The organism is Bacteroides sp. AM44-19, assembly GCF_003603395.1.
In the GTDB taxonomy this organism is placed as follows: domain Bacteria; phylum Bacteroidota; class Bacteroidia; order Bacteroidales; family Bacteroidaceae; genus Bacteroides; species Bacteroides uniformis.
The window spans coordinates 1-17,140 of the sequence record NZ_QTNB01000010.1 but is presented as its reverse complement, the minus strand read 5'-3'; the positions used below and the strand labels follow the sequence as shown (position 1 = coordinate 17,140).

Here is a 17,140-nt window from a genome sequence, read left to right as displayed (position 1 = left end):
ACTTATTTTAGCAAGACATCTGTCATGCTGTCACGAACAGTTCGTTTCATCAAAGCGAACTGTTCGTTTTGTTATGACGAACACTTTGTTTTGTTATGACGAACACTTTGTTTTGTTATGACGAACACTTTGTTTTGTTATGACGAACACTTTGTTTCATTATAGCGAACACTCTGTTCCATACAGTATAAACACTTTGTTTTATATTATACGAACATTTTGTTTTCTACTATATGAACACTTTGTTTTATACTTATGGAACAAAGTGTTCATGTCTGTGAACTAACGTATTATCCGTATATAGAAAATAACAATGAGGGGGGTGAAGGTACTGAATTTCACGTGGGGGATATAAAAAAGCGCAGGCAGTTTATCTACCCACGCTTTTGTTTTTGATACTGGGATTGTATTATTCTCCCGGATGAATTGCTTCAGAAGGACAAACATCTGCACAAGTACCACACTCTGTGCAAGTCTCAGGGTCGATATGATAGATATCACCTTCAGAGATAGCGCCAACCGGACACTCGTCGATACAAGTTCCGCAAGCAATACAATCGTCACTAATTACGTAAGCCATTTTCTTTTAGATTTAAATTATTATTAGTACTAATTCGTTCGGCAAAAATAGTGGTTTTCTTTATTACTTGCTATCAATCTTGATTAAAAACGTATAATTTGTATGTCGTCTAAATAAGGAGTCGAGAAAGCGACACAGCATACCGCAGAGACTGAAAAATGTTCGTTTTTGAATTTCGTAAACGAATTGCTCTGATACTATTGGCTTTAGCTGGAGCTTAAGCCGATTTTCAACTTTTAAGAAAGAGTCGGATAGGTAAAAGTAATCACTGCGATTTCTCCTTCTTCGACATTCTCGGTTTGATAGGTACCTTTGAAATGTTCAAAGAACAACTGGTTGATTTTCTGTTGCACTGATACTTTTTGAGAGGCAAACCTGGGATCGGCTATCGGGCTGTTCTCTATCCGGCATGCTATGATGTGTTTGTCCGGATGGTTGACCAAGAACATGCTGACTTTGCGCGTTTCTTTACAGTCGTTTGGATAAAGCAGCATACTTGTCACTATTTGTGTAAGGCGGTTGACGTCGGTATGGATACGCGCATCTCCTACCTCCACTTGTAGTTTCAGGAGGATACGGCCTTCACTGCGCATTTGTATTAGAAAACCTAGTTCGTTGCACCATTCTTTTACATTACAATCCTGCAATTGAAATTTCATCATATTCGCTTCCAGGCGTGAGAGGTCCAATACGTCGTTTACCAGTTGGATAAGCTCACCCGAATTGGCCTGGATAATACCGGAATACTCTTTTCGCTCTTCTTCATCCAGCTCGTTGTCGGTGGAAAGCAGTTGGGAGAAACCGACTACATTGTTCAGTGGAATACGGATATTATAACTCATATTGGCAAGGAAACGGCTTTTTACTTCGTTGGCTTCTTCGGCAATAATTGCCAATTTACGCATTTCCTTCTCATCTTGTTGCAGCCGCTTCCTGCTTCTATACATATGTAGGTTGAAAAGTAACAAGGCTATAATGATGATAATGGAGGTGACCAGACAGATACGGTGAAAAGTGGCTTGCCGCTGTTCTTTCTGGAAAAGCAGTTGGTCCATATTATATAGGCTTTGTATCTGTTCTATCTGTGAGGTGGAGAATACTGTATATAACGAATCTCTTGCCTTGGTTATTTGTTTATAGATAGGAAGTGCGTCGTCCGGAAACCCCATCTTTACTAGTATATCCGCTTTCTGAAGTCCATAAATCATGGCATTATCCAGTGAAATAGGGGTTACAAGTTCAATGGCGTCTTCTAAATAAACCAAAGCTTTGTCGTATTCTTTTGTCAGTTGGTAATATTCGGCATATGCTGCCAAACGTATCAACCGATAAGGAAGAAATGAAGATGTACTGAGATGCCGCTCTGCTTTCTGCAAATATTCCCATGCTTCCGCAGGACGTTGAAGGCGGGTATAGTAAAGGGCGTATTGTAAATCTATGAGCAGATACAAATTGGTATAGCCGTTTGTCAGTACGGTGGTGCCTTCTTCCTGCAATCTGTTTTTTGCATTGTTGAGTTCCTCCAGATACCGGAACATGTTGTCATTGTCATGCAGATATGAGTAAGCCAGTACCGCTTTTGTCAATAAATCAATCTGAGTGGCAAGGGAGGAATCCGGACTTGTCAGTTCAAAAGCCTTGTTTAGGTAGGTGATTCCTTCTTTGTAACGTAAGGTATTGAAATATCCAGTCATCAGGCATAGGCATGCTTCGCGCATACCGTCATGGTTGCCAAGACTTTGAGCCTTGTCGTACATGTCTTGTGCTTGTTTGAGGGCTAATTCAATCTTCTGGCTGATGACATAGAATTCTATCATCATCTTTTTGCCTCTGAAGTAATGACGGTAGTAGTTGTGCTCTTCAGACAACTGTTCGAGCCTCTTCAGCCATTGTTCTGCATGTTTTTGGTCCAGTAGGTTGTAGTAATAAATAATGTGCGCATATATGGCCGCACTCTGGTAAAGTATATTTTTCTGGGCGATGGCCTCTTCCAGTAATTTGTTCTCGTAATAGATGAATGTCGGTGACAGTTGGTCAAGCAGTGCTATCTGATATAGGGTTTCCAATCTGGTGGTATCGGCTGGGGAGGCAAGATATATACGTAGCAGGCTATCCTTGGCTTCTGTCCGTCGCACATCTGCGTGTGCGGACGGTAACAGCCAGCATAAGGCAATGAGCAATGTAAATATCTGTTTCATTTCTTATTCTCCTTTCTGCCTGTCTGGCTTATGGGATGGGTGAAACAGAAGCGTGAGCCTTCGGTATACTCTGAATCAATCCATATTTGTCCTCCGATATGTTCTATGATAAGTTGGCATATGGAGAGCCCCAACCCACTGCCTTGAACATTTTCATTCAGCTTTTCAAAACGTTGGAAAATGTTGGTTTGCCTATCTTTGGGAATGCCGCAACCGGTATCTGTTACGGTGAATAGTACGGTGTCGTTCGTTTCTTTTTCCAGCTTTAGGACAATGCTGCCTTGTGGGGTAAATTTGGTAGCATTTATCAGTAGGTTAATCAGGACTTGCTGCAGGCGTGAGTCGTCAGTCTCGATGGGCATTTCTTCCAGCTCGGTGGTGAATGTAAGTTCAGCTTGTGTCTGTTTCACTTTATTCACGGTATCTATCACGTTTTTGCAAATGCTTACGGCATCATGTTGTGCAATACAGAATTGCAGTTTGCCGAATTCAAGACTCGATAGATCTATCACGTCGTTAATAAGCTTCAGCAATAGTTCTGAGTTCTGTTGGATAACTTCATTGCACTGACGGCGTGTCTCATCGTCCAGTCCCTCTTCCGTCAATAGGGATGAAAAGCCCGATAATGCATTGAGCGGGGTACGGATTTCGTGGCTCATGTTCGAGAGGAACACGCTCTTTGCACGCATGGCATTTTCGGCATTTATCCGTGATGTTGCCAGTTTTTGGGTGGAGAGCTTCACCTTTTCCCGCTGCCTTTTGAGTAGGATGGCAAGTAGAACAAATAACGTTACTAATGCCATCGTTCCTACCAATATGCTGGTTATGATTTTATTGTATTCGTTATTGCTGGCCGTCTCTATCTTATCTACCTGGTATTTTGCCTTTATCGTATTGATTTGCCGGATATAGCTTTGTGAAGCCAGTGTATCTATAGGAGGATACAATTCCTGGTAGATTCGGCAGGCTTCCATGGCCATGCCTTGTATTTTGCAGAGATAGATTTTTTCCAGCGAAGTCCAGCGGTAATACGTGGAGCGTTTATTACCGGAGTATTCTGCTTGCAATTTGGAGTAGATGTCCAGAGCTTGTTTCCAGTATTGTTTGTCCCAATTTCCCATGGCTCTATAGTAGGCGGCAGTGGTATAATCCAAGTGAAACCGATAGAACTTCTCTGGGTGCAGTTGGTAAATGGAGTCCATTTTGTGGAGCCAGATGTTTGCTTCATCAAGATAGTCTTGTGAGAGGTGTCCATGGGAAATGGCAAAATTCGTCTTTTCGATGCAGAAAAAGAAGTCTGTCGGGTAGTCAGGCTCCTGATATAATATTTTCTCCAGCTCTTCCAGGATTTTTTCCGCTTCTTCCAGACGTCCTTTCCGTTGCAGAACGTTGGACATTTTTAAAAGAAGCTGTGCCCTATATGGATGCTGGTCTGAAATGTTGGATAGTTCAGTCAAAGCATCCTGGTATGATTCCAGGGCTTTATCTCCCATGTTGGCTATTGTATTATAGGCGTCTCCAATGGCTTGGTTAGCCACTACCATACCAAATTGGTAGTCTGTAGCTTTAGCTTCTTCGTACATAAGTTGTGCCCGGTTCGTTGCTAAGCTGATATCGCCGCGCAATGTATAGGCATTGGCCAATTGAAGTTGTAATAGAAAATACGTTGTTCTATCTTCATTTGATTGTTGGGTGGGAAGAAGTTGCTCGCTCCACGCAATGACACTGTCTATGGATATGGAGTCATCATAGAGAACTTGTCTTTTGACCAATGATTGCAGAATACTCTGCTTTTCTTGATTGGCTATTGTATGTGCTGATAAGACAGAAGTATACAGTATCTGCCCCAATAGCATCCATATAATCATTTTTGTTCTCAAATGTTTGTTTGCCTCTTTTGTTTATTATTGGCAAAAATAAATATAAACGAGTAAATAAAAAATTAAATAGATGCTTTTTTTCTCCTTTATAGTCAATTTGTTAGCAACTTTATGCAGGAGATTGGAAGGGATTAATAGAGTTCCAAACCAAACTCTTCTTTTAGTTGTAACAGTGCACTGTTCTTTTGTGCCATCATCTGGAATTTTTCAACGCGTCCATAGGCACGTACCTTTTCGGTAGGAGCACTAATCCGGACAGTCATGGTGACTTTGCGGTTCTTTAGCCGGGTACGTAGGTAATTTTGCAGAGTGGGTATCATGCCGGTAAATTCCTTGGCAACGATTTCATTGTCTACCACAGCCTCAAAAGTTGTGTCATTTATTAAAGTGATGCGCATGTTCTGCATGCGCTTGGCTATGGCTACTTGCTCCTTGGGCATACGTCCGGCATACTCCTGCCAGTAATAGTTCAAATCCCTTTCATTGAAGATGTAGTCTTCTTCCGGTTGTGCTGCTTGGTGGGCGGCAGTAGGGTTAGATGAAGGGTTTCTTTGTTCCTCTTCTATATGGGGGCGTTTGATGGAGACCCCTAATCCGGACATTTTCATGACCGGAATTTTTTTCTCTTCTCTCCCTTGCGCCATTAATACGGCAGCAGGTGTGGCATGTGGAGTTGTTGCATTACTATGCTGCGTGGCAGCAGGTTGGGGAGTGCTGTTTGTCTGTACTGCCGGCTGTACGGTTTGTTGGGGCATGGCAGCAGTGGCCTGTGGCTGCTGAGCGGCGGCAGGCTGCGTGAATATGGGTTTTATAGCTTGTTTAGGGCTGCGCCCATTGGCACCGTCGTCCTCCTCGGCGGTTAGTTGTGCCACTTGTATCAGAGTGAGCTCTACCAGTAGCCGTTTGTTTTTACTGGCACGGTAGTTCAGGTCACAATCGTTGCAGAGCTTCATGGCACGGTAAAGAAAAGGGAGGGGGCATTGCTGTGCTTGTGCTTGGTAACGTTCGCGGATGCTTGCGCCCACTTCAAGCAACGGCAGTGTCGCCGGGTCTTTGCTGACAAGCAAGTCGCGCAGGTGGGATGAAAGTCCGGTGATGAAGTGGCTGCCGTCGAAGCCTTTGTTGAGCACATCATTCAGTAATAGCAACGCGTCACTGATTTTGTTCTCAAGAAAGAATCCGGTTAGTTTGAAGTAGTATTCATAGTCCAGCACATTGAGGTTTTCAATCACGCTCTTATAGGTGATGTGTCCTCCGGTGAAGCTTACCACCTGGTCGAAGATGGATAGTGCGTCGCGCATACCGCCGTCTGCTTTGAGGGCAATGACATTCAACGCTTCCGGTTCAGCAGTGATACCTTCTTTGGAGGCGACATATGCGAGGTGTGCTACGGTATCTTCCACACCAATCCGGCTGAAATCATATATTTGGCAGCGTGAAAGGATGGTGGGCAATATCTTGTGCTTCTCGGTAGTGGCAAGGATGAATATGGCATGGCGTGGAGGCTCTTCCAGTGTTTTCAGGAAAGCATTGAAAGCCGAGGCGGACAGCATATGTACCTCGTCAATGATATATACTTTGTATTTGCCTATCTGAGGTGGAATGCGTACCTGCTCCACCAATTGGCGGATGTCATCCACAGAGTTGTTTGAGGCGGCATCCAGCTCATGGATATTGTAGGAGCGCTGCTCATTGAAGGCAGTGCAGGATTCACATTGGTTGCATGCCTCGCCGTCTGCTGTGGGGCTCATGCAGTTGATTGTTTTAGCAAAGATACGGGCACAAGTTGTTTTTCCCACGCCTCTTGGACCGCAAAAAAGATAGGCATGCGCCAGTTTTCCGGTGGCAATGGCATTCTTCAAGGTAGTGGTCAGTGCACGTTGGCCTACTACGGACTCAAAGGTCGAGGGACGATATTTCCGTGCAGATACGATATAGTTTTCCATATTTGGGATATTCTTTGCTTTTTGTGCAAATGTACACAAAAAAAAGAAATCTTTCGGTTATTCCTCTTATCTTTGTGACGTGAAGTTATATGATGGACAAGCTCCATCATGAATGATAAATTGCTAAATAGTAGATAACGAGATGGATAAACTTGCTTCTCTTTGGTCTTTTGTCCGCAAGCATAAATATCTGATTACGCTTGCGTTGTTTGCTGTAATTATCGGGTTCCTGGATGAGAACAGTGTTGTACGCCGTTTGGGTTACGCCCGGGAAGAAAGCCGTCTGCGCGATGAAATAGAAAAGTACCGCAAGGAATACGAGGAGAATACCGAACGGCTCAATGAGCTTGCCGTCGACTCCGGTGCCATCGAACGGATTGCCCGTGAGAAGTATCTGATGAAAAAGCCCAATGAGGATATTTATGTATTTGAAGAAGATATAGAAGAATGAAACAACTGATACCCGCCCTTTTCGCAGTAGGGGCCGTGATGCTCTTGGCAGGAGCTGCCGTTTATATCACGGGCTGGCCTCTTTCACCTTATATATATACTATCGGCGCTACGATGGTTGCTTTGGCCCAAATTAATTCTCCGTCCAAATGTAAAAGTCCCACTGTCAAACGCCTGCGCCGACAGCAAATATTCGGTGCGCTTTTGCTGGTGCTTACGGGGGCATTCATGCTCTTTACAAGGGGCAATGAATGGATTGTGTCTCTGACGATAGCCGCCATTCTTGAGCTTTACACTTCGGTACGTATTCCACAAGAAGAGGCGAAAGAAGGTTTAAGCTAAATCCGGAACATATATTCTGCATAAACAAGAGGGGCTGAACTCTTTTATAGAGCCAGCCCCTTTCTCATTTAGTTAATCTTCTGCGTTATCCGTCTATCTTTCTACCTTTTCTACTGTCAGAACTGCCGAAGAGACACCTGCCGTTACGTCAACTGTGAACCGGTAAGCGACACCGTTTTCCAGGCTTTTGCCTTCTACGAGGCCCAAGTTGCCGGCATCACGTCCGTTGGTACCGTCACCTATAAATACTAAGTCACTGGTGGTAGACAAGGCATCGTTTTTATATTCACCTCCCCAACCTTGCTGGTGGAAGAACTTGAAGTTGATGTCATCAGATTTGATTTGCTCTCCCGCTACTACTGTTACCTGATACTTCTTCGCTTCAATCTGTGACATGCAGAGACCTTTTTCTGTAGTCCAACCTACGGCATTGGTCGCTACGGAAGGTTTACCGATACCGTCACCGATAATCCAAAGGGCGCCGGTTCCGTCATCGTTCAGAGTGGCGGTGCTTGTTCCGTTCATTTTCAATACTTCCAGATAATTCAGGGCCAGGTTGGCAATGACGCGATAAGTTCCATCGATAGGCAGGAACTTCAGCGAACCGTCTTCATTCTTTTCGAAGAAGTCGGGGTCTATCCAATATTGGTCGAAGTTGGGAATGTCTGCAGTGATGTTGTCCCCTTGCTTCAGATTGAGGTCGATGCTGTAATGGTCATCATCCACCATCTCCATTTCAGAACCGTTCAGCAGTAGTTTCACGAAAGGAGCGGCTGCATAAGTCAACGTATTGAAGGAGATGGAATATTCTCCAGCTGACAGATTGGAGAAGGTAATTTCACTGGAGGTACCTTGTGTAATGGCACCGTTGCTCCATCCGAAGTTGATTTCATTCCCGTTGGCGCCTACTTTAGGAGCTTTGATGTAACCTTTCACTTTTTGTGCAAATTCACCGGTCACGCTATACTGATTGGCTGCGACTTTTTCCATGCGGTATTCTTGGTCTCCGGAAATCAGAGTTAGGTAGGGGAAGTCCGGACGACTCAGCGCCACGTCATAGCTTTTTTCTGTAATTGTGAAATTGATGTTCTGCAGAATGAACTTCAATGTAGCTGTTCCGTTGGGAATATTTGCCAGATAGGGAACATATATTTTCCCGGTATAGTCTTGACCGTTTACTTTTGTACGGATTATAGTCTCTGACACCATTTCGTCGCTGAAGTATAACCGCGCTTTTAACGTGGAAAGGGGTACATCTGCGTCCGATGCCTTGATTGTAAAAGGCAGACTGTCTCCGAACAAGGCTGAAGAAGGTTCTGCCTGAAAGTCCATTGTCGGGTTGCCGGGAACCGGATCGTCATCGCTGCAAGCATTCAGCATGGCTATGCCTGCCAATGCCATTAGATAGTATTTTAAGCTTTTCATTATAATCTTCTGTTTAAATTATTAGTTTTATTTTTTCCAACGGTAAGAAACGACTGCTTTGGCCGGAACTTCGTAGGAAAAGTAGTGTGTGCCGTCGCTTACGGTGATTCGCTTGGCATCTGCATTGTTGTTTGCCAATACGAATGCATAGGTACCGTCCGTATTCTCGAAGGCGGAGTAGGTGATTCCGTTGGCTGTGTAACCGGTCGTTCCGATACGTACAGCTCCCGGTTTCACGACTGAAGACATGTGCCCGATAAGGTAATAATGGGAATTACGGACAATTTTAGAATAGTTTGTATTGTCAATATCCACTGCACCGTAGCAGGTCTTGCAAGAACCATCTGAGGGGCTTACCGGTCCCAGGTCACTGTCTAACATCAGATTCCACACAATGGTGCCGCGGCACCAGTTGTTGGCTGTTCCCAATGCTATTTCTTCCATATCGTTAAGCAGGCGTGCTTCCAAATCGCGACCGGAGTTCCAAGTACCGATGGAGGTTTCCGTAAAAAGCAGTTCCTTGTTGGGATAGAGTTTGTGGATATTCAGCAACTCAGAACGGTTACCGCCATAATTATGGTAGGCAGCGCCCGCAATGTATTGTGAGGCTTCCGCATCATCATAAATCTTGGTAGGGTAACTTTTTTGGTCGGCCAGATTGTCGTAGTTGTAGTTATGGTCGAAAACATAAATCTTTGTAGTAACTCCGGCTTCTTTGAAGGCAGGGCCCAGGCCGGTCTTGATGAAGTCACGGGCTTCTTCCCATCCCATGAACAAGGATGCTGAGTTACCGTGGTTCAGCGGTTCGTTCTGCGGAGTCACAGCGTGGATTTTGATGCCTTCCTTTTCGAAAGCTTGTATCCATTTTACGAAATAGTCGCCATACGTTCTGTAATATTCGGGGTTCAAGTGTCCGCTGGTCCATGAGTCAAAGGGTACACGTTCCTCCAGGCTTTTCACTTTCATCCACTTCGGACATGTCCAGGGAGCGGCAATTATTTTGACGGCAGGATTGATTGCCAGAATTTCCTTCAATATAGGAATCACATATTTGGTGTCTTCCATCGGAAGGGCAAAGTGCTCAAGCCCCTTTTCGTCACAGCAAGTGAATTCACTGAATGAGAAGTCGGAACAACCGATGGCAATACGTACATAGCTGAAGCCGTAGCCTTCTTTGTCCGAGAATGTTTCAGTCAGAAACTTCGTGCGGTTCTCTTGTGTCATCTGCATCAGGTTGTAACCGGTAGAGCCGGTGATGGCTGCACCGAAACCGTCCATTTCCTGATAGCGGGTGGCAGGGTCGAGTGTCACGGTAGAAGGTGACATGTTGCTTCCGGTGCCGAAGGCCAGCCCGGACTTTGTCAAATCATAAGTACGACTGGTGTTCGTTACATAGAGGGTAACATCCTTTGCCTCTTCCGTGGGTTGGTCTGGCTTGGGTTCCGGTGTAGGGGTGATGTTACTGTCATTGTCATTGCCGCAGGCTGCCAGTATGGTGAAGCAGCCTAATGCGGTAGTGAATATATTTCTTAAATTCATATTCAATTGATTTTTATATTACTCATTAGTATTAATAGCCCGGGTTCTGTATCAGATTTTCGTTCTGGTCGATGGCTCCTTGGGGAATAGCCAGCAGATAGGAGTTCTCATTGAACAGATTTTCTTGTGCATGGCGGCCGCTGTCTTTGGCGTAAACGGCGTTCATCACTTCTTCTACCTTATTGAGGCGGCAAAGGTCGTACCAGCGCTGTCCTTCAAAGGCAAGCTCCATGCGGCGTTCGTCCATATAAGCTTGGAGCAATGCTTCTTTACTGCTGCGGGTGCTTTGTGGAAGTTTGCCCAGTCCGGCGCGGTTGCGGATGCGGTCGATGATGTCGGCTGCACCGTTCAGGTCGGGAGTCTCTCCCATAATTTTTGCTTCGGCTTTGAGGAGCAGGATGTCGGCATATCGCAGATAGATAATGCTGTTGAACGCAGAGCGGCATTTGTACATGAAGGCATAATGGTCTGCCGGATAATAGTTGCTCCATCCGCAGTCATACCATACAACAGATTCATTGTAACGTTTCGTGTCTCCTTGCTCTTCATAGAGGCGGATAAGGTCACGGGAAGGGGTAATCCATTTGGCCCAGGTGAAACTTTCATCCCAGTTGCTCAAGTTGCGGCCGAACATCCAAGTACACCAGTTGCCGGAGCCGGGAGGAAAGTGGGCTTCGAGAATTGCCTCCTTGGTATTGCGCACCCGGCAGTCTTTTTTTTCCGTATCATACGCCCAAAGGTCACTGAAGTCTTCCACGAGGTCGAAGCCGTCGGCAGCAAGTTCATCGGCATATTTGATAACCTTTGCATAATCGCGCAGAGGTTTTTCTGCATAGACCTTGGCAAGCATGGCACGTGCCACCGATTTGGTAAGTATGCTCTTGTCTGATGTGTCGTTTGTCGGTGTGTTGGGGTTTTCCACTGCTTCAGTCAGGTCTTTCTCTATTTGGGCGTAAGCCTCTTCAGCCGTATTCTGTGGAGGAAAATAGGTCGGGTACATTTCTTCTACGTTGTCTTCGGTAATGTCACCGCCCACGGTAGTGATGACCGGGAAGTTACCCCATAAGCGTACCATATCGAACATGACCATGGCACGGAATATCTTGGCTTGTGACTGATACTTGCCGCGTTCACTTTCACTGAGTGCCTTGAGCTGGTCACAGCCCACGATGATGCGGTTGGCAACGGCAATGTCGCCTAAGAAACGGTCCCAGTCACGTTTTAGTACAGAATTAGAGCCTTCAATGGAGTTGGTTTCGTAAGGCACCACTTCGGCCCCCGTTGTTCCGGCGTAGGCATTATCGGAATGAGCGTCACCGATAAGCAGTTTGTCGACATACCAGTGCTCCTGCTGGTCACGAAATTTTTTGTGAAGGGTTACCATTGAAGTTTCCACGTCTTGCACACTATTGAAGATAGGCTTTTCATCAGTTTTGTTCACTCCTTCCGTTACATCCGAGTAGGTGTCTACCGGATTATAGTCCAAGTCACATGAGGTTGCGGTCATTGCCAACAATACACCGCAAGCTATACTTTTATATATATGGTTTAGTTTCATAAGTTATTTCTTCCTTTTTTAGAATTCAACATTGATACCGAAAACGAATGATTTGCTCTGCGGGTAAGTTCCATAGTCGATGCCCTGTACAGAACCGCTGTTGCCATATTGGTTCACTTCAGGATCCATACCTGAATAGCTGGTCCAGGTCAGCAAATTGCTGGCGGTAAAATAGGGCTGTACGCGGCTGATACCCCATTTCTTGAACTGGCGGCAACGGATGTTGTAAGAGAGTGAAATGTCTTTGACACGCAGGTAGCTGCCGTCTTCTACAAAGTAAGTGGAGTTCTTGATGTTGAAGTTGGCTTTCGGGACATTCGTAATCTGTCCGGGAATTCTCCAGCGTTTCAATACTTCCGTTGACTGGTTTTTGCCGTCGTACATGCCTTCGGTTTCCATACGGGACACATTGAAGATGTCGTTTCCGTAGCTTCCCTGGATGAAGATGCTCAGGCTGAGGTCTTTCCATGTAAAGGTGTTTGTCAATCCGTAGATGAAGTCGGGATTCGGGTCGCCGATATAGGTACGGTCGGAAGTGGAAATCTTGCCGTCTTCGTTAAGGTCGCGATAAATCAGGTTACCGGTTTCGGGGTCTACACCGTCGCTGATGTAGCCGTAGAAACCACCCAAAGGACGTCCGGGCTCATTGCGTACGATATTTTCTTTCACCACCTCGGCACTGCTTGCTGCTGTATAGATTTTCTGCAATGACAGCTTGGTCAGCTTGTTCTTATTGAAAGAAATGTTGAAGTCTGTATCCCAAGAAAACTCGCCGGTCAGGTTATGGGAGTTGATGGCGAACTCGAATCCCTTGTTGGTCATCTCGCCTTCGTTACGGGTGATGCTGGTGGTTGCTGCCGCACCAGCAGGCAGACTTACATTCATCAACATGTCTGTAGTTTTCTTGTAATAGTAGTCCATGCTGAAGGTCAGTCTGTTGTTCAGTACAGTCAGGTCAAGACCGATGTTCGTCTGGTTGGTAGTTTCCCATTTCAGGTCACTTGTTCTCAGGTTGGCCTGGCTGATACCGGGAACTGCATGGTCGTTACCTTCTTCAAACCAGGGTATGCGGTTGATGTTGTAACGTTGCAGATACGAGTAATCGCCTATACCGCTTTGGTTACCGGTCTGTCCCCAGCCACCGCGGAGCTTCAAGTCATCAATCCAAGCGATGTCTTTCATGAACTTTTCCGACGAAATGCGCCATGCAGCCGAGAAGGAGGGGAAAATACCCCAGCGATGGTCGGGATGCAGCTTGGATGAACCGTCGGCACGCATGTTCATGGTAAGCATGTACTTGCTGTCATAGTTGTAGGACACACGGGCGAAATAGGAAGAGATGGCCCACTGTGAAGCTCCTGTTCCGGTACCGTCCCATGAAATTTTATTGGCAGCGTTCAGGGTCTGTATTTTATCGTCCCGGAAATGTGAGCCGTTTATCCAGCTGTTGGTATAGTCCGATTTGGTATAGGAAGAACCTGCCATTACGTCGATGCCGTGCTTCTTGATATTGGTATTGTAAGTCAATATATTATCGAAAACCAACACGGTATTCATATTCCGGTTGTCAGAGGCTGTACCGAAGCTGTTGCGTCCGTCGGTGGTCGATATTGGATCGAGGAATGTGGTGCTTACACCGTTACGGCGGTCCAGGGCTACAGATGATTTCAACTTTAGGTTGGGCAGGAAGCTGATGGTAGCGGCTCCGGATGCGATGAGGCGGTTTTCCTTGTTCTTGTTGTTTTTCTGGCGGGCCAGGTTTTCCATCGGGTTCATGATGTTCACTCCATAGAAGTTCTTATTGTATTGATTCGGTTTTTCAGGATCCCAAATAGGAGCATAGGTCGGAGTGTTGATGACCGAGAGGACTACACCACCACGGTTGGCACCCGTACCGGAGATGATGCCGGTGTTTCCGATGTTGTCGGAGTAGGAGATATTGGCACTTACATTCAGCCAGCTGCGTATTTGGTTGTCGATATTGGCGCGGAAGCTATACCGCTTGAAGTATGTTCCTTCCAAAATACCTTTTTCATCCAGATAACCGGCAGAGAGGAAGTATTTCATCTTTTCATTTCCGTTTGATACGGACACTTGGTAATTCTGGGTTTGTCCGGTCTTGTAAACCTCGTCAAACCAGTCTGTCTGGTCGGTCAGCCCTTCAAGAGCAGTTGGATTTACAGCCCCGATTTCTTCTTGCAATTCGCGGTACTGTTCTGTATTCAGTGCTTCCATGCTCTTGCCTACTTTTGTCATGCCATATTGTACGTTCAATGCTACTTTGGCGTTGCCTGCCGAGCCGCTCTTGGTAGTAATCAATACCACACCGTTGGCTGCGCGCGAACCGTAGATGGCTGCTGATGAGGCATCCTTCAGAATAGAGAGGTTTTCAATGTCGTTGGGAGAGAGAAAGTTGATATTGTCTACAGGTACACCATCCACTACGTAGAGCGGGTCGTTGCTACCATTGAATGAGGTGGTACCACGTACGCGGATACTCATACCACCGCCCGGTTCGCCGCTGGGCTGCATAACCGACACACCGGCTGCTTTACCTTGTAGGGCTTGGGCTGCCGATACAATGGGGCGTTGGTCCAAATCCTTTGTAGAAACCGTAGATACGGCAGTGGTTACGTCTTTACGCTTCACACTTCCATAACCGATAACTACCACTTCGTCCAGCAGTTCGTTGTCTTCCTGCAATGTGATATTCATGTTGGTGGCTGCTTTTACCTCTATCGTTTTGTAGCCGATGAAGGATATTACCAGTGTGGCATTCTGTCCTACACTCAGGGAAAACTCCCCATCCAGATTGGTAACAACACCGTTGGTTGTTCCCTTTTCCAATACAGATGCACCAATGACCTCCAGGCCTGCGGCATCTACTACTTTACCCGTAGCTGTCAATCGTTGGGCAAATGCATTTGTTGACATTAGCAGTACGAGTAATGTCAGAAGGAGCTTGTAACTCCGCGTAAGAAGATTTCTTGTAATCATTCTCATAGTACTTTAATTAAAAGATTTAATTTATTTTAGAAAAGTATGTTCTAATAGAGATTGGATGTTTTCCATAGTACACTTTTCTTTCTCTGTTGCAAAGATAGTGGACAACCTTATTCGTCCGATAGGCGGGTAATGTATAGAAGTAAGTCGGAGTAAAATGTAAATGCCACATATATAGCGAGTTATATTCTTGCTGATTGCTGTATAAAGTAAAGGTCAGCTACTATGGAAGGAGGTCTGTATATGTTGTTTTATCGCTATAAATGGTCGAAATACCTCTTAACTTTCATGTACTTTTTAGGGTAGAAGTAGCTTATGTTTAGATAGATTAATTTATCTTTGTGCTCTCAGCCTTATATAAATAATAGAAATGAAAAGAAAAATCATAGCTTTACTATTTTTACTGATGGGGTGTACCTTTCTGAATGCGGCACCTTACAGTGAAAAGATAAAAGAACTGCTGGTGCGCCTTGACTCTCTGATTGCGCAAAAAAACACGTTTGCTATGCTTAAAGAGGCGAAGATTGCCCAGTTGCACAAGCTGCAAAAGGATGTGCGTACTTTGGAAGAGAGATATTGGCTGAATAAAAATCTTTATGATGAGTATTGCGTCTATAACGCCGATTCTGCAATGAATTATGTGGTAGACAATTTGGATATAGTTTATAAGCAGAATGATAAATACCGGCAGATGGAGTGGAAGATAAAAAAGTCTTTTCTGTTGGCTGCCACCGGTTTGTTGAAAGAAGCTCAGGATGAATTGCGCGGAGTTTCAGGCGGTTCGCTCCCCAAAGAATTATTAGTGGACTATTACGGGCAAATGCTGTATCTGTATTCGCATTTCAATCAGTATACCGGTAGTGAGGGTACTTTGCATGAACATTATGCACAGTTGGAGCGTGTTTACAAGGACTCTTTGAATATGGTTCTTACCCCTGAAGACCCCTTGTTCTTGTGGTATAAAGGGCAGGTAGTACAAGGTACGGACAGTATGTATGTTTTTAAAGAACGTTTGCAGAAGGGAATTCTTAATTCTGCATTCGACACTCGGCGCGATGCCATGAATGCTTACGTGCTGGCCTGCTTTTATCGCGAGTCCGATGAGCAGGAAAATTATCTGACTTACCTGATATATTCTGCTATGGCCGATGTACGTATCTCCAATAAAGATATTGCTTCGTTGGAAGAGCTGGCGGGGGTACTTTTTAGTTTGGGTGATATTGACCATGCCTATGTCTACATGAGTTACTGCTTGCAGAATGCCTTGGCATATCGGAACCGGGTGAGGGTAGTGGGCATCTCTGCAGTGCAGGACACCATTCATCAGATCTATCAAGAACGTAATCAGAGGCAAGAAGCGCGGTTACGTATGTATTTGGTACTGGTCAGTGTCTTGTCCTTGATATCCTTGTTTGCCTTCCTGTATATATATAAGCAGATGAAGCGATTGAAGCAGTCGCGCCAACAGCTGAATGAGGCAAACAACCGCCTGAATAAGCATGTGGAAGAACTTTCGAAAATGCACGGACAAGTGGCAGAAACGAATGTGCAGCTGACTTCTTTGAATGAACAGTTGAGAGATACCAATAATCAGCTTCGTGAATCCAACTATGTGAAGGAGGAATACATAGGTTATGTCTTTTCCATTTGTTCCAATTATATCAGCAAGCTGGATGAGTATCGGAAAAATATCAATCGTAAGCTTAAGGCAAATCAGTTGGAGGATGTGAAAGCATTAACCGATACTCATTCTATGGCACAGAATGAGTTGAAAGAGTTCTATCATAACTTTGATGCTATCTTCTTGCACATTTATCCGGATTTTGTAAGTGACTTCAATGCCTTGCTCCATCCTGACGAGCAGATTGTGCTAAAAGATGGTGAGCTGCTGAATACGGAATTGCGCATTTATGCTTTGGTGCGTTTAGGTATCACTGATAGTGTGAAGATTGCCGAATTCTTGCATTATTCACCTCAGACCGTTTATAATAATCGTTTGAAAACACGTAATAAGGCTATCATTCCTCGGGAAGAGTTTGCTGCCGTTGTGCGTTCTTTGGGTAGGGCACAGAAGTGGATTTGATAAAGGCTTCTACTGATTGTCGCAGTATGGTGCGTAGATGACACCTAAGAGTTAGGAAAAAAACTGCGATGTACTACCTTGTTTTTCTCTAAAAACTAATCTTTCCACAGCAATGTTCTTTTCTTACCACAGCTGT

11 protein-coding genes are annotated in these 17,140 nt (G+C 45.1%); 3 read left to right on the top strand and 8 right to left on the bottom strand.

The genetic code is table 11. The features are described from left to right. Positions 1–409 precede the first annotated feature (409 nt). The 4 genes from DW947_RS14445 to DW947_RS14430 form a co-directional block, all read right to left on the bottom strand. Entirely contained in the window at positions 410–580 is a 171-nt protein-coding gene (locus DW947_RS14445) for a DUF362 domain-containing protein (protein ID WP_005834872.1), read from the bottom strand. 236 nt (positions 581–816) lie between these two features. Beyond that, entirely contained in the window at positions 817–2,778 is a 1,962-nt protein-coding gene (locus DW947_RS14440) for a sensor histidine kinase (protein ID WP_016273944.1), read from the bottom strand. Beyond that, positions 2,775–4,646 (bottom strand): sensor histidine kinase, encoded by a 1,872-nt coding sequence (locus DW947_RS14435; RefSeq protein WP_117963101.1) that lies wholly within the window; start codon positions 4,644–4,646, stop codon positions 2,775–2,777. The genes DW947_RS14440 and DW947_RS14435 overlap by 4 nt, the downstream gene beginning before the upstream one ends. Before the next feature lie 143 nt (positions 4,647–4,789). After that, complete coding sequence (locus tag DW947_RS14430; RefSeq protein ID WP_005824735.1) at positions 4,790–6,604, bottom strand: DNA polymerase III subunit gamma/tau; 1,815 nt, start codon at positions 6,602–6,604, stop codon at positions 4,790–4,792. A 142-nt stretch (positions 6,605–6,746) separates the two neighbouring features. Here DW947_RS14430 and DW947_RS14425 point away from each other — a divergent pair, with 142 nt between their 5' ends. Then, entirely contained in the window at positions 6,747–7,055 is a 309-nt protein-coding gene (locus DW947_RS14425) for an FtsB family cell division protein (protein ID WP_005824736.1), read from the top strand. After that, on the top strand, positions 7,052–7,396 hold the full coding sequence (locus tag DW947_RS14420) for a hypothetical protein (protein WP_005824737.1): 345 nt from the start codon (positions 7,052–7,054) through the stop codon (positions 7,394–7,396). Before DW947_RS14425 ends, DW947_RS14420 begins: the two co-directional genes overlap by 4 nt. A 93-nt stretch (positions 7,397–7,489) precedes the next feature. Here DW947_RS14420 and DW947_RS14415 read toward each other — a convergent pair whose 3' ends face one another. From DW947_RS14415 to DW947_RS14400, 4 genes are read right to left on the bottom strand one after another with little or no spacing between them, the layout of a single operon-like run. Beyond that, positions 7,490–8,821, bottom strand: a complete 1,332-nt coding sequence (locus DW947_RS14415; protein ID WP_005834880.1) for a DUF5125 domain-containing protein — start codon at positions 8,819–8,821, stop codon at positions 7,490–7,492. A gap of 27 nt (positions 8,822–8,848) precedes the next feature. Then, a complete protein-coding gene (locus DW947_RS14410; RefSeq protein WP_009037813.1) occupies positions 8,849–10,360 on the bottom strand; it encodes a glycoside hydrolase family 30 protein in 1,512 nt (503 codons plus the stop codon). A 31-nt stretch (positions 10,361–10,391) separates the two neighbouring features. Beyond that, positions 10,392–11,918: a RagB/SusD family nutrient uptake outer membrane protein gene (locus DW947_RS14405; RefSeq protein ID WP_005824743.1), complete on the bottom strand. Its 1,527-nt coding sequence runs from the start codon at positions 11,916–11,918 to the stop codon at positions 10,392–10,394. An 18-nt stretch (positions 11,919–11,936) separates the two neighbouring features. Continuing rightward, positions 11,937–14,852, bottom strand: coding sequence for a SusC/RagA family TonB-linked outer membrane protein (locus DW947_RS14400; protein ID WP_369872094.1), 2,916 nt, complete (start codon positions 14,850–14,852; stop codon positions 11,937–11,939). A gap of 439 nt (positions 14,853–15,291) precedes the next feature. On the opposite strand from DW947_RS14400, the gene DW947_RS14395 reads away from it, so the two are divergent. Beyond that, positions 15,292–17,004, top strand: coding sequence for a DUF6377 domain-containing protein (locus DW947_RS14395; RefSeq protein WP_009037815.1), 1,713 nt, complete (start codon positions 15,292–15,294; stop codon positions 17,002–17,004). Positions 17,005–17,140 lie beyond the last annotated feature (136 nt).